This window comes from Bythopirellula sp., from assembly GCF_041737835.1.
Lineage (GTDB): Bacteria > Planctomycetota > Planctomycetia > Pirellulales > Lacipirellulaceae > Bythopirellula.
In genome coordinates, this window is record NZ_JBGSQY010000072.1 from 401,376 (window position 1) to 415,068 (window position 13,693).

General features: G+C 55.1%; 20 protein-coding genes. 16 read left to right on the forward strand and 4 right to left on the reverse strand.

The genetic code is table 11. The features are described from left to right. The first annotated feature begins 24 nt into the window (after positions 1–24). From AC6T8Q_RS21020 to AC6T8Q_RS21085, 14 genes are all read left to right on the forward strand, one after another. On the forward strand, positions 25–450 hold the full coding sequence (locus AC6T8Q_RS21020) for a YciI family protein (RefSeq protein ID WP_500680943.1): 426 nt from the start codon (positions 25–27) through the stop codon (positions 448–450). Between the two features lie 67 nt (positions 451–517). Then, positions 518–1,255, forward strand: coding sequence for a DUF899 domain-containing protein (locus tag AC6T8Q_RS21025; protein WP_500680944.1), 738 nt, complete (start codon positions 518–520; stop codon positions 1,253–1,255). Between the two features lie 57 nt (positions 1,256–1,312). After that, the gene (locus tag AC6T8Q_RS21030) at positions 1,313–1,654 is read left to right on the forward strand and encodes a YciI family protein (protein ID WP_500680945.1); all 342 of its coding nucleotides are present in this window, start codon (positions 1,313–1,315) and stop codon (positions 1,652–1,654) included. 70 nt (positions 1,655–1,724) lie between these two features. Beyond that, positions 1,725–2,030, forward strand: a complete 306-nt coding sequence (locus tag AC6T8Q_RS21035; protein ID WP_500680946.1) for a hypothetical protein — start codon at positions 1,725–1,727, stop codon at positions 2,028–2,030. Next, positions 2,027–2,413, forward strand: coding sequence for a YciI family protein (locus AC6T8Q_RS21040; protein ID WP_500680947.1), 387 nt, complete (start codon positions 2,027–2,029; stop codon positions 2,411–2,413). Before AC6T8Q_RS21035 ends, AC6T8Q_RS21040 begins: the two co-directional genes overlap by 4 nt. Positions 2,414–2,565: 152 nt before the next feature. Beyond that, positions 2,566–2,931 (forward strand): YciI family protein, encoded by a 366-nt coding sequence (locus AC6T8Q_RS21045; RefSeq protein ID WP_500680948.1) that lies wholly within the window; start codon positions 2,566–2,568, stop codon positions 2,929–2,931. A 147-nt stretch (positions 2,932–3,078) separates the two neighbouring features. After that, entirely contained in the window at positions 3,079–3,627 is a 549-nt protein-coding gene (locus AC6T8Q_RS21050) for a DUF1579 domain-containing protein (RefSeq protein ID WP_500680949.1), read from the forward strand. A gap of 44 nt (positions 3,628–3,671) precedes the next feature. Next, positions 3,672–4,094, forward strand: a complete 423-nt coding sequence (locus tag AC6T8Q_RS21055) for a VOC family protein (RefSeq protein ID WP_500680950.1) — start codon at positions 3,672–3,674, stop codon at positions 4,092–4,094. 68 nt (positions 4,095–4,162) lie between these two features. After that, positions 4,163–4,717, forward strand: coding sequence for an SRPBCC family protein (locus tag AC6T8Q_RS21060; protein ID WP_500680951.1), 555 nt, complete (start codon positions 4,163–4,165; stop codon positions 4,715–4,717). A gap of 19 nt (positions 4,718–4,736) precedes the next feature. Next, positions 4,737–5,141 (forward strand): DoxX family protein, encoded by a 405-nt coding sequence (locus tag AC6T8Q_RS21065; protein ID WP_500680952.1) that lies wholly within the window; start codon positions 4,737–4,739, stop codon positions 5,139–5,141. Positions 5,142–5,177: 36 nt separating this feature from the next. Beyond that, complete coding sequence (locus AC6T8Q_RS21070; protein ID WP_500680953.1) at positions 5,178–5,807, forward strand: DUF1579 domain-containing protein; 630 nt, start codon at positions 5,178–5,180, stop codon at positions 5,805–5,807. A 327-nt stretch (positions 5,808–6,134) separates the two neighbouring features. Next, positions 6,135–6,566: an Hsp20/alpha crystallin family protein gene (locus tag AC6T8Q_RS21075; RefSeq protein ID WP_500680954.1), complete on the forward strand. Its 432-nt coding sequence runs from the start codon at positions 6,135–6,137 to the stop codon at positions 6,564–6,566. A 169-nt stretch (positions 6,567–6,735) separates the two neighbouring features. After that, positions 6,736–7,569, forward strand: a complete 834-nt coding sequence (locus tag AC6T8Q_RS21080) for a lysophospholipid acyltransferase family protein (protein WP_500680955.1) — start codon at positions 6,736–6,738, stop codon at positions 7,567–7,569. A gap of 21 nt (positions 7,570–7,590) precedes the next feature. Next, on the forward strand, positions 7,591–8,226 hold the full coding sequence (locus AC6T8Q_RS21085; RefSeq protein WP_500680956.1) for a hypothetical protein: 636 nt from the start codon (positions 7,591–7,593) through the stop codon (positions 8,224–8,226). A gap of 44 nt (positions 8,227–8,270) precedes the next feature. Here AC6T8Q_RS21085 and AC6T8Q_RS21090 read toward each other — a convergent pair whose 3' ends face one another. Genes AC6T8Q_RS21090 through AC6T8Q_RS21105 form a run of 4 tightly spaced genes read right to left on the reverse strand, consistent with a single transcriptional unit; the run spans position 8,271 to position 11,359 of the window. After that, entirely contained in the window at positions 8,271–8,744 is a 474-nt protein-coding gene (locus tag AC6T8Q_RS21090; RefSeq protein WP_500680957.1) for a hypothetical protein, read from the reverse strand. Beyond that, positions 8,741–9,295: a LemA family protein gene (locus AC6T8Q_RS21095; protein WP_500680958.1), complete on the reverse strand. Its 555-nt coding sequence runs from the start codon at positions 9,293–9,295 to the stop codon at positions 8,741–8,743. The genes AC6T8Q_RS21090 and AC6T8Q_RS21095 overlap by 4 nt, the downstream gene beginning before the upstream one ends. Then, positions 9,296–10,543 (reverse strand): TPM domain-containing protein, encoded by a 1,248-nt coding sequence (locus AC6T8Q_RS21100; protein ID WP_500680959.1) that lies wholly within the window; start codon positions 10,541–10,543, stop codon positions 9,296–9,298. A gap of 33 nt (positions 10,544–10,576) precedes the next feature. Beyond that, positions 10,577–11,359 (reverse strand): dienelactone hydrolase family protein, encoded by a 783-nt coding sequence (locus AC6T8Q_RS21105; RefSeq protein WP_500680960.1) that lies wholly within the window; start codon positions 11,357–11,359, stop codon positions 10,577–10,579. A 297-nt stretch (positions 11,360–11,656) separates the two neighbouring features. Between AC6T8Q_RS21105 and AC6T8Q_RS21110 the strand changes: the two genes are divergently transcribed. Beyond that, positions 11,657–12,865, forward strand: a complete 1,209-nt coding sequence (locus AC6T8Q_RS21110) for a glycoside hydrolase family 28 protein (protein WP_500680961.1) — start codon at positions 11,657–11,659, stop codon at positions 12,863–12,865. A 95-nt stretch (positions 12,866–12,960) separates the two neighbouring features. Then, complete coding sequence (locus AC6T8Q_RS21115) at positions 12,961–13,686, forward strand: ABC transporter ATP-binding protein (protein WP_500680962.1); 726 nt, start codon at positions 12,961–12,963, stop codon at positions 13,684–13,686. The last annotated feature ends 7 nt before the right edge of the window (positions 13,687–13,693 follow it).

Below are 13,693 nucleotides of genomic sequence, written 5' to 3' on the forward strand. Positions count from 1 at the left end.
CAACGTATCAGGAGGACATAAACAATGCGATTCATGGTCATTGTCAAAGCCACGAAAGATTCAGAAGCGGGCATTATGCCTAGCGAACAGTTGCTCACAGAGATGGGCAAGTACAACGAGGAGTTGGTGAAAGCCGGCATCATGCAGGCAGGGGATGGCTTGCATCCCAGTTCCAAGGGCGCGCGGGTTCGGTTCTCTGGCGATCAGCGCACCGTGATTGACGGTCCATTCGTGGAGACCAAGGAACTGGTGGCTGGCTATTGGATTTGGAAGTGCAGTTCACTGAACGAAGCCATTCAATGGCTCAAGCGGTGCCCACATCCTCACCCGGAGAACGACACCGAAGTAGAGATTCGCCAAATTTTCGACATGGAAGATTTTGGCGAGGCAATGACGCCGGAACTTCGCGAGCAGGAACAGCGCCTCGCGGCGGAGTTGGCGAAGAAGTGAAACAACGCAAACAGGGCCGGGTATTCGGGGTCGGGACGACCCGGCTCGCTCATAGAGGAGTTTTATTATGACAACTGCAACAATCTCTCATCCACCAATTGCATCACGCGACGAATGGCTCGCCTCGCGACGGGAACTGCTCGTCGCCGAAAAGGAGCTCACCCGGCACAAAGATCGCGTCAATGCCGAGCGGCGGCGTTTGCCGATGGTGAAGATCGAGAAGGACTACGAATTCGATTCACCCGAAGGCAAGGTGAGTCTCGTTGATCTTTTCGACGGGCGGCGTCAGCTGATCATGTATCACTTCATGTTCGATCCAGCCTGGGAAAAGGGTTGTCCCGGCTGCACGGGATTGGTGAATTCGCTGGGCGATCTTTCGATGCTCAACAAGCGCGACACTACTTACGTGCTAGTGTCGCGTGCTCCGCTCGAAAAACTTGAGAACTATAAAGCCGAGCAAGGTTGGGAGCGTCGCTGGGTGTCGTCGTTTGGCAGCGACTTTAACTACGACTTCCACGTGACCCAGGATAAGAATGTCGTGCCGCTGGAATACAACTACCGGGCACAAACGGAACTGGAATCACGCCAACAAGAAGAGCCTTGGTTTCTAGAAGGCGAGAACCATGGCTTGAGCGTGTTCTTCCGCTTGGACGACGACGTGTACCACACTTACTCGACGTACGGTCGCGGTTGCGAGTCGGTCACCGATTCCTATGCGTTACTCGATCTGACGCCCTACGGCCGGCAGGAAGATTTTGAAGATTCGCCCGTCGGTTGGCCCCAGAAGCCGACTTACGGGGGATAAGAAATTGTTAGGCATGGCCTGTCTCACTAACCGCAAGATTCTTAGACCAAGAAGATCATGGCAAAGTATTTAATTTCATTCCCCAGTGCTGCGATGAAAATCCCCGACGGTGAGTGGGAGTCGGTGAGTCACGACTCTCATGCCGTGATACGTGAGGCGAAGGAAGCGGGCGTCTACGTTTTCGGCGGAGGTATTGATGAAACAGTACCGCCCGTTCTCGTTTCGGCAAACGGCTCTGTGACAGAGGGAGGCTACCCGTGGGCGCCTCCGCTCAATGGGGGATTGGCTGTACTTGAGCTGCCTACAAAACAGGAGGCCATCACCTGGGCCGCACGTTTGGCGAAAGCCTGTCGCTGTGATCAGGAGCTTCGCGTATTCGGATTTGATCCAGAGTCGTGAGGTCGGAGTGTTGCTGTACATTCTGCTAATAAACAACCAAAATGCCTAACAAACCAATGCAGGGGATATCATGAATTCCTGTTGCTGTCATCACACAAGCGAAGCCAAGACGGCGCGAGCACAACGCTTGTTCGCCGTGGCGGGTTGGCTTGTGCCGAGTGCGTTACTGGCGGTCATGCCGAAATGTCCGGTGTGCGTGATGGGTTATGTCGGGTTGGCAACAGGGATGGGAATTTCTTTGTCGACGGCCTCGCTGTTGCGAACAACATTGATCGTTTTGTGCATCGTGTCGCTGGGCACTCTGCTAGGGAAGCAACTCGTACCACGAGTCATTTTCTTGCGGTCGATTTATCTAAATGCTGGGAGAACAACATGAGATATATGCTGCTCATTTATACTGACGAAAAGGATTGGACTAACGAAGAGCGCGAGCATTGCTACGCCGAGTCGACGGAGCTGACACACGAACTTGATAGCCGGGGTCAATTCCGAGGCGCATCGCCCTTGCATCCCGTCGCCACGGCCACGAGCGTGCGGGTGCGTGATGGCATGCGAATAGTCACTGACGGGCCGTTCGCGGAAACTCGCGAGCAACTCGGCGGGTTCTTTTTGATCGAAGCCAAGGACCTCAACGAAGCGATCACGATCGCCACGCGGGTTCCGGGGGCACGGAAAGGGACCGTGGAGGTGCGGCCGGTGCTGGAACTCTCGGGATTGCCGGAGAAAGTTTGTCATTCCGAAGCGAGTTCTGCGAGTTGAAGTATCTGGCAAGTTGTCGAGAGCAGCTGGTCAAGAATCTAGAGCCAGACTGTATGACACTCGACTCATAGCTCTCGGCACTTGACTGATGGAAGCTAGATTCTTCGGTCGCTTAGGCTCTCTCAGAATGACAATTAGAAGGAGACAGAAGCATGCGATACATGCTGTTGAGTTACGACGACGAAAAGTATTGGAAAGAAGCCGGCACCCAGGTGCATGAAGCGGCGATGGCCGAGGCCGTGGAGTTGACTCACGAGTTGCACAGCAAGGGGCAGTATATTTTGGCCGCGCCGCTCGCTTGGAGCGATGCCGCCACGAGCGTGCGCGTGCGCAACGGCAAGCCGGTGATTACCGACGGACCGTTTGCGGAGACCACCGAAGTCCTGGGAGGTTTTTATTTGATCGAGGCGGACTCGCTCGAGGATGCGATTGACATTGCCGCGCGGCACCCTGGCGTGAAACACGGCACGGTCGAGATTCGGCCAGTGATGGAACTCTCTGGGTTGCCGGGGGAGTAGGTCATTCTGAGGGAGCCTAAGCGACTGAAGAATCTAGATTTTATTCGCAACAAAATTTGAACCTGTTGGTGGTGGAGACCAGATCCTTCGGTCGGCGAGCCTCTCTCAGGATGACATTGATTATTTTTAACTAAAAGGAAACTTATCATGAAACGCTTTTTATTGACTGTCTTTGCACTGACGATCGCTTGTGCCAATTTTGCCTTGGCTCAAGAGATGCCCGAAATGCCACAACCCCAGCCAGAACACAAGTTTTTGGAACGATTCGTTGGGGATTGGACCTCCAAGGCGGAGGTCCAGGGCGAGCCGGGGCAACCTCCGATGGAATGCCAGGGTGAGCAGGAATGCAAAATGATGGGGCCGTTTTGGATCGTTTGCTCCAGCAAGGGTGAAGCGATGGGCCAGAAGGTGCAAAGCATCATGCAACTCGGTTACGACGCCAAGAAACAAAAGTACGTCGGCACATGGAGCGATTCGGTGACCGGCTATATGTGGCATTACGAGGGAACCGTCGACGGCGACACCCTCACATTGCTGACCGAAGGTCCGCTGATGAACGACTTCAACAAGATGGGCAAATATCGCGAGCAGATTCAGTTTCTTTCGCCGGATCACTATCAGTTCAACTCCGCGGTCGACAATGGCGCGGGGGAATGGAACACGATCATGATCGCTGATTACAAAAAGAAGAAATAGCATCCGCCTGTTCGAGAAACATTCCCCCTACAAACGAGAATTTCATGACTATTCGACCTTATTTGTATTTTAATGGCCGCTGTGATGAGGCTTTGGAGCTTTATCAAAAAGTGCTCGGTGCGCAAGTTCAATTTCTGATGCGATTCAAGGAAGGTCCGCCGGGGGCATGTGAAGGGGGCATGGTCCCCGCCAATTGGGAAGAAAAAGTGATGCACACGGAAGTTCTCATCGGCGAAAGCACGGTGATGATGTCGGATGGCAACAGCGCTGAGACCGCGAAGTTTGCCGGGATTTCGATGTGTGCACTCGCCAAGGATGAGGCCGATGCCGAACGCATCTTCGCGGGACTGGGCGAAGGGGGCCAGGTGCAGATGCCGATGATGCAGACCTTCTTTTCGCCCAAGTTCGGCATGGTCGCCGACAAGCTTGGCGTGTCATGGATGGTGATCGTGCCGCAGGAAATGTAACGACCATCTCGCGCCGTGCATCGCGTTGCGATGCGGCTGGAAGTCATGAAACTGTGGAGTAAGCGTCCATGCTGACATACATAATGCTAGGTATTGCCGTTGTTGTGGCTCTGCTGGTGATCGTCGTGGCGACACGACCAGCGGATTTTCGTTACGAGCGTTCAGCCACGATGAATGCCTCGCCCGCGGATGTGTTCGCCCAGGTGAACAACTTTCACAACTGGGAAGAGTGGTCCCCTTGGGCGAAACGCGATCCCAACTCCAAGACCGCCTACGAAGGGCCCGAAGCGGGGGAAGGGGCCAAGTTCAGTTGGTCGGGCAACAACGAAGTCGGCGAAGGCAAGATGACGATCGTTGAAAGTACACCCCACAAGATCGTGGCGATTCGGCTCGAATTCCTGCGGCCGATGAAGGCCGTCAACACGGGAGAATTCGTGTTCGAGCCCGTCGGCGATCAAACGCAGGTCACTTGGAGCATGCATGGCAGGAATAGTTTCATGGGAAAGGCCTTTGGAATGATCGTCGATTGCGACAAAATGATCGGCAAGGATTTTGAGCAAGGGCTCGCCAACATGCGGTCGATTGTCGAATCGTCGCCGGCTGCCCCGGTCGCATCACATTAAATCGAAAGGCGTGTTAAAGATGTCCACTGATTACCAAACCCCTCTGGCCCAATCGAAAGCGATGACCATCGCCGGTTGGATTCTTACGGTCTTGCCGTGTCCGCTACTCGTGATGAGCGCCGCTTTCAAGCTCATGCAGTCGGAAGTCGTGACGAAAGGATTCGCGGAACAGAATTGGCCGCTCAACACGGCCGTGCCGCTGGGCATTGTGGAACTTCTCAGCACGATCCTGTATTTGATACCGCAGACAGCGGTGCTGGGGGCAATCTTGCTCACGGGTTATTTAGGCGGAGCCACTGCCGTTCATGTCCGGCTGAGCGAACCGTTTTGGATGCCGGTTGCGATGGGTGTCGTGCTTTGGTTAGGGATTTATCTACGCGATCCGCGCCTGCGGGCGCTCGCACCGCTACGAAGTCGGATTTGAAGTTTGTGTTTCGATAACATATTGAGGAGGTGGATGATGAAAATGACTCGTGTTTGTTTGAATGCCTTGATCGTTTGTGTATGTGGCATGGCATCCCTTGCGAATGCTCAACAAACGCAAGGAGAAGCCCCGCCGATGCAGCTTCCCCCGGGTTGGACGATGGAAGATATGCAGGCGATGATGGCCGCGGCGATGCCGGGCGAGATGCACAAGCATCTGGCAGCCGACATTGGCACATGGACGTGCAAGACGAAATCGTGGATGGGTCCCGACACGGAAGCGATTCTCAGCGAAGGAACGTCTGAAATGACGCCCTTGATGGATGGCCGCTTCATCAAGTGTGAAATGAAAGGCGAAATGCCTGGAATGGGGCCATTCAACGGGCTGGCGATTTACGGGTTTGACAACATCACACAAAAGTTTAACTCGGTGTGGCTCGACAACTACGCCACGGGCATGATGAAGGGCAGCGGCGAACTCTCCGAGAACGGCAAAACGATGACTTGGAAATACGATGGATATTGCCCACTGACCAAGAAGCCAATCGTAATGCGCCAGGTCGAGACGACCGTCGACGCCAACACGAAGAAGCTCGAGATGTTTGGCCCCGATCCCAAGACGGGGAAAGAATTCAAGATGATGGAGTTGACGCTGACGCGGAACTGAGCGTTGGCTGGACCCCAGTCACTAGCACTGTTAAGGCCGCGTGGACATGAGTTCGCGCGGCCTTGTTTTTTGCTGCCAAAACGGCAGCCCCACCCCTTCTCCGCTCCCTCCAAACGCCAACTTGGCACTGCCATTCTGGCAATCCAATCTCTGGCGAATCGTCACAAAGTAAATTCTGAAAATGACTTGCGCCTGATCATCCACCACTCAAATTCGATTGGTACGCGACCTGCTTTTAGGCTCTTTCGTGACTGAGTAACTGTCAGCGGCGGCTGTAGGCTTGCTGCCGCGAGGTCATAAGAGGCTTTTTGAGAAGGAGGTTTTACCATGACCAATAGTTTGACCCCCAAGAATCGTTTGCGTGAATTTTTGCCTGCGAATCTGGTTGAGTTCGACTCGTTTTTAAACCAGATGCTCGCACCCACCGGCTTGCGTGCGGGACACTCTCCTGCCGGGTTGTGGGAGGATGAAAACGCCTATCACATTGAACTCGATGTGCCGGGTGTGCAGCGTGAAAACGTCGACGTTACGTTCGACAAAGGCACGCTGACCATTTCGACCGAAAGGAAGCACGAGGAGAGCGACGCCACACGCAAAGGTTGGCGTGAAGAGCGGTTTTACGGCAAAGTGACCCGTTCGTTCAGCCTGCCCGATGCGATTGACGTCGACAGCATCGGTGCCGAACTGAATAGCGGCGTGCTGCACGTGACGGTCGCCAAGTCGCCCGCCGCGCAGCCGCGGAAGGTCGAGATTAAGTAAGCTTCGTTTTGTGTTTGTTTTGGAAGGCTGGGGGCCGCGTCGGAACACGCGGCCCCCTTTTTTGTCTGTGGCTGACCTCTGTGAGTTCGGATGCCAAGGACCGAGGTCACAGACCTCGGCCACAAATTCCCGCCTCCCCACGGGATTCTTGCCCGGGTATTCTATTGGCATGAGGCTTATCGATCTTTCCGGCGACAACTATTTCACTGCCCCTCAAAAAGTGGGCTGGTTTGCGCGCATCTTTCCTTCGCTCACTTTCCACGCGCGGTTTGCTGGGCTCACCTTTACTAGTGCTTGGCAGGCCTTTCGAGGCAAATACGACGACGAAGCCTGGGCGGCAAGCAGCCAGCTCTTGATTCGCTATCTCGAAAACGTCGGCGTGAAGTTCGAGATCACGGGGCTCAACTATCTGCGGCAAGTGGCGGGGCCGTGCCTCGTGGTCGGCAACCACCTCAGCTCGCTGGAGACGATGGTCATGCCGGCACTTGTGCAGCCGATCAAAAAAACCACGTTTGTTGTGAAGTCAAGTTTGCTCAACTACCCAGTCTTCAAATATGTAATGCGGTCGCGCGATCCCGTGGCGGTCACCACCAGGGACGCCCGGCAAGATCTGAAGCTGATGATGGAAGGGGGCATGACGCGGCTCGCGCAGGGGACGTCGATCATTATCTTCCCCGAAGGTCGTCGTGCATTGGCTTTCGATCCGGCGAAGTTCAATTCGATTGGGGTCAAATTGGCCAGTCGCGCGGGCGTGCCGATCGTGCCCGTCGCGCTGGAAACCACGGCGTGGGGTTTAGGAAAACCAATCGCCGACTTCGGACCAATCAACCCAGCGAAGAAAGTCCGCTTCGCGTTTGGGCCCGCCCTCAGCGTGGAAGGCCGCGGCGGCACCGAACAAGCGGCGATCATCGACTTCATTCAAACGAAGCTCAACCAGTGGGCCGCGGAAGATGCTGCGGTGAGTGCCGTGGGTGAGATGTTGCCGTTGAATGAGGGGAATTGATTTGAGTGAATCTGTATTGCTATGGCCAAGAAATATTTAATCCTTGCTTCTGTCTTGGCAATTCTACCGCTGTTCTATTTTCCTCTAGCCCAATGGATAGCGATGTCGCCTTATGGCAATCGCTTCTTCCTCGAAATCGCGTTTGGCTTTCCGTTATTTATGCTCGCGTGTTTTGTCACTATAGCAGTATTCTGTGCGAAGCTCCTTGTACAAAATAAAACGCCTGGCGTTGCGGCTCTCGCGTTATTGATTTCATTTGGCATGTTTCTTAGCTTTGGCATTGGTGTACGGCTTGGACAAAAAGTTCGTATGGCCAAGGTCGCGCCATTTTCAACTCGTAGTGAGTTACTGGTTAATGCCATCAAACAGTTCGAGCAAGAACACCAGAAACCACCGAAAACGCTTAGTGAACTTGTTCCAAAGTTTCTTCCAGAAATTCCATCGACGGGTTTGGGTGGCTACCCAAACTACAGCTATCACACCGGCGAAGAAGCCCGCGACCAGTACCACGACAACGCTTGGGCATTGTCAGTTTTTACGCCCAATGTCGGTATCAATTTCGATCAGATACTTTATTTTCCAATGCAGAATTACCCAGAAACGGGCTATAGCGGTTCGCTTGAGCGAATTGGCGACTGGGCCTACGTTCACGAATGAATTGCCCTGTGATTCGTTGAATCGCGGCTACTGTGCAACTTTGGCTACTTGGAAAATGAATTGACTTCAACAAACGCGCTCGCCACTCTCCCCCGTTGCGATTTCAAAAACTCCTGCCACGCCTGCCATTCGCCATCAAACTGTTTTTCAGCCACTTGGCGACGGTTGATCGCGCCGGCGACGTCGTCCATGAACTTGCGATTGATGGGATTCGTGGCGTCGATGTCACCCGCCATGGTTTTTTGGAAACTGGCTACGAGTTTGTCATACGCTGCGTGACGGGGTTCAATCTCCCACGTTTCGGCGTATTCCTCGAGCGCTGCGTCGACTTCGGGTGTGCGCTTGTTGAAACCTTCCAAAGTTTTCACCAGCCTTGCTTCGTGCTTCGCCATTTCGTGGTCGGCGAGTTCGACGCGCTCGTGGGCCGCGCTGGCCAGCCGGACGCAATCGAGCACGAAAGCTGCCCCGATAAAGGCCGCCATGGCCAACAACGCCGCCGGGATGATGAGCTTCTTCATGACAGTTGCACCGTGGGGGCTTGTTGGACTTCCTCGGGGGCCTCGAAGAACGCCCGCTCGGCGAAGTCGTGAACGTCGGCGACGATGTTTGACGGAATCGAACGGAGCAGATTCGCGTAGAGGTTGACCGTCTGGTTATAAGCATGCCGACGGTCGGCGATGCGATTCTCGGTTTCCGCGAGCTCCGTTTGCAGATTCAAGAAACTTTGATCGGCCCGCAGTTGTGGGTAATCTTCGGCCAGCACCATGATCTGGCCAATCGTTTGATGCAGGGCGGGCTCGACCTTGTTCGCCGCCGAGGCATTGGCAAACGGGTTGGATTGGGTCCGCAGTTGCGTCACTTTTTGAAACGTGTCGCTCTCGTAACGGGCGTAACCTTTAGCCACTTCCACGAGATTTTGAATCAAATCGAAGCGACGCTTGAGCTCCACTTCGATGTGCGACCACGCTTGATCGACGGCATTGCGAGCCTTCACTAGCGAGTTGAAGGTGAGCCAATACCAAACGATGATCGTCACACAGATCAGAATCGCGCCGTAGGTGAAGAACATTTACCAACCTCCCGAGGCACCACCGCCTCCGCTCGAGCCGCCGCCGAATCCCCCACCACCTCCGCCGCCGCCTCCGCCGCCTCCACCACCAAACGAGCCGCCCGACGAACTGGAACTTGATGTCGAAATTTTCGGCAAGATCACCGTGCGAGTTGTCTTGTGATTGCAGGAGACACAGCGGCCTTCGATCTTAGCCGTTCCTGAACTGCTGGTTGTCGGATATTGAATCGTTTTCTGTGGGTCTTCCTTGAATGTCCGCGCCTTGCAAGCGGGGCAATCTTTGAAGCCCGAGAAGATGCGCACGTAACGTTCGGTGTCGTTATGCAAACACGCGGGGCAGTACCAAACATCGTAATCGACCGAGCCGATCTTCTCTTCGAGCCGCTGCACTTCGGTGAGTTTCGGGTCTTCCTCTTGTTCGCTCAACAGTTCCAACTGCGTCCCGCACTTGGAGCAACCGTGCGGCCCGTAGCGGCGATACTTTTTGAGATTGGAAAACCAAGCCCCGACCGACGCGAACGTCGCACCTCCAAACCAGGCAAACGGCTGATCACCGGCAGGACTTTGCCACGTGAAATACGCCGCGGCAGCGACGAGCAGCACACCGAGACCGGAAATGAACAGAAATGCGGTGCTGGAGTACACGCGGCGCCGAGCGACGACAACACTTAACACAAGTAACAAGACCGCCAACACGGCCAGTCCCCCGGCTGCTAACTGGGCTCGCTGCCGGGTCCAGCGGGCTAGCAGAGGGCCCGAGTTAGGATCGCCCCGCGCGGCGGCTTTGTCGGAAAGCAGCACGTCGGCAATCGCGCGTGTGCCGGCTTCGATTCCCGCGGGATAATTATCGTTGCGAAAGAACGGAATGAGCTTATTATCGCGAATCTCGCCGCAGATCGCATCGGTCAGCAATGGTTCGAGGCCGTAACCGACTTCGATCCGCACTCGGCGTTCATTCGGGGCGACCAACAGCAGCACGCCGTTATTCACATCCTTCTGGCCGATGCCCCAAGTGTTGAACAGCTCGTGGCCGTAGTCATCGACCGTCCGACCATCGAGCGACGGAACCGTGACGACCGCGATTTGCGCGGTGGTTTGACGTTCGACGTCGGCGGCGATGCTTTCGATCGCTTGAGTTTGCTGGGCGCTGAGCAGGTTGGCCAAATCATGAACACGCCGCGTCGGATCTTGCGCCGGCAAGATCGATAGGAGAACCAGCGCGAACTGAGCCAAGCCGAGTATGGGCAAATCAATGACCCCAGAGAACGGAAAGCAGCAAGTTTACTTCCCTAATGTTCGCTGAAACAAGTCTTTCATTGCCTGCCACGACTTTTCGTCGGCATCTTTGTTGTATTTGATGCCTTCGATCCCCACTTCGTCGGCTGTGGGGACGGTGAAACTGTGGACCGCGCCGGGGTAGGCGACGAATTCGTATTTCACCCCCGCGTCGTCGAGGGCCTTCTTAAACGCGGCGACGGCGTCGGGGCCGATCATTGGGTCGTCGGCACCGTGGCAAACCAGGATTTCGCCTTTGATTTGTTTGGCTTCCTCGGAAGTGGCGGCGGGTAAGGCCCCGTGGAATGTGACGACCGCGTCGAGATCGGCGCCGGTGTAGGCCAACTGCAGGGCTGTTGCTCCACCGAAGCAGTAGCCAATCGCAGCGAGTTTTTCCTTGTCACACTGCGGTTGCTCTTTGAGCACGTCGAGCGCGGCTTGCGCCCGCGTGCGCCATTGGTCGATGTTGGCACGCACTTCACCCGCCATCTTGCCGGCGTCGGCGGGATGCGACGTCGTTTTGCCCTCGCCATACATATCGGCTGCAAAAGCTACGTAGCCGAGTTTGGCGAGTTCTTCGGTCCGCTTTTTCGCGTACTCGTTGAGCCCCCACCATTCGTGAACGACCAGCACTCCGGGGCGAGGGCCTTCAATCGCATCGTCCCACGCCAGGAAACCTTTGCAGTCGGTGTCGCCCGCTTTGTAGTCGATGGTTTTGGTTTGAATGGCTGCGTGGGCGCAGTTGGCAGTAAAGAAAAGAGCAAGCGAAAAAACGAACGAACGGATCATGGCGGGGCCTCCGATAGCGGGATGTGATGAGGCAATTATCAAGGATTCACAACAATTCGCAACCGGCACGGAGGCGAAGACGGCGTAACTGCGCTGCAAGTTAAGAACCCTGCTTGCTTTAGGAACTGCAAGAATTGGTTTCGCTTTGCGAACGGGGTTTTCTCTCATCAAACCGCTGCAAGTAAAATTTTCTTCGCATAGAATAAACCGTTCACCTTTTCTTTTTTCGTTAGGAAACTCGTTGCCATGGTTTGTTCGTGCTTACGTTCCTTCGTGTGTTGCTGGATTTTTTTCTCTGTGTTGGTTTCAACAGTTGCCGCGGAAACGATCTTCAATGTTCGCGACTACGGTGCGACCGGCGATGGGACGACGCTGGATACCGACGCCGTGCAGAAGGCGCTTAACGAATGTGGCAAAGCCGATGGCGGCGGTGTGGTGTTGCTCCCTGAGGGAACTTACCTCTGCAAGCCTTTAGTGGTTCGCACCGACACCACTTTGCGACTCGAAAAGGGGGCGATGCTCAAAGCGACCGATGATCCTGCGGATTATGCCCGCACGGATAAGCCGGGGGAGTTCAATCATTTCCTTACCGGCAAAGATTTGAACAACGTCGTCATCGAAGGGGAAGGGATCATCGATGGTTCAGGCCAGCGCTGGTGGATTCCGGCTGAGGAAGCACGGCAAAAGAAATCGGGGTACACGCTGCCCCGACCTAATCTCATTGTGCTGACTCGCGTGAACAACCTGACGGTACGCGGCGTGACGATTCAAAACGCGCCGAAGTTTCATTTCGTGCCAACCGATTGCGAGAACGTCGTGGTTGAAGATGCCACGTTCCTCGCCCCCGAACGTGCGCCCAACACCGACGCGATTGATCCCAGCATGTGTCGCAACGTGACGATTACGCGGTGTTTGATCGACGTGGGGGATGACAACGTGGCTGTGAAAAGCGGCAAGCCGGCCCCCGGGCGTGAGTTCGCTTCCGACAAGCTCACGGTGACCGATTGCACGTTCAAGCATGGTCACGGCATGTCGATTGGCAGCGAAATCGTCGGCGGGGTGAAGGACGTCGTTGTGCGAAACTGCACGTTTGAAGGGACCGACAACGGCATTCGGATCAAGACCGACCGCAAGAAGGGCGGAGCAGTTGTGAACTTCCTCTGCGAAAACATCACAATGAAAGACGTGGCGGGGGCGATCACGATCACCTGTTACTATCCCAAGATTCCCAAAATCGAAGAGCCTAAGGAAGTCACTAAAACGACCCCCGCTTACAGCAATATCACGATTCGCAATCTCACTGCGACCAGCACCAAGGACGCTGGGTTTATCGTCGGCTTGCCAGAAAGTCCGATCAAGAATGTGCTGCTGGAGAACGTAAAGATCAAATCCGAGCGGGCGGGGCTTGAGATTCGTCACGTGGATGGAATCAAAATGGTGAACGTCGAGATCATCCCCGGCGAAGGCGAACCGTTGATTATTAATGACGCTGAGATTGCAGAATAAGATTTAACCACGAATAAGAATTTATTCGTGCTATTCGTTAAATTCGTGGTTTCTCTTGATTTGACTCTGGCTTGCATACGCTCGATACTGAGAGCATGTCAGCCACGGCCACGCAGCGCGAATCGGTGTTTACCGCCCGGGGGATCACCAAGACTTACCACATGGGCGAAGTCGATGTTCACGCCCTTAAGGGGGTTGATCTCGATCTTTTCACGGGTGAGTTCGTGGTGCTGCTCGGTCCGTCTGGGAGCGGCAAGAGTACGCTGCTGAACATCTTGGGGGGACTCGATTCGCCGAGCACGGGGACGATCACCTATCACGACAAACAGCTTACCAGCTTCGACGACGCGGCACTCACGAGTTATCGCCGCGAGCACGTGGGGTTTGTGTTTCAGTTCTACAATCTCATCCCCAGCCTGACGGCACGGGAAAACGTGGCGCTGATCACCGAGATTGCCAAGAACCCCATGAAGCCTGAGGATGCGTTGGCTATGGTGAATTTGAGCGAGCGCATGGATCACTTCCCCGCGCAAATGTCGGGGGGTGAACAACAACGGGTGGCGATTGCCCGTGCGGTGGCGAAGCGGCCAGCGGTGCTCTTGTGCGACGAACCGACCGGCGCGCTCGATGTCGAAACCGGGATCCTAGTGCTCGATGCAATTCAGCGGATCAACAAAGACCTCGGCACAACGACGGCAGTCATCACCCACAACGCCGTCATCGCCGACATGGCCGACCGCGTGATTCATCTTTCCGGCGGGCACATCACAGGAATTGAAGAGAACACGCGAAAAAAATCGGCTGATGAGCTAACGTGGTGACTGTTCT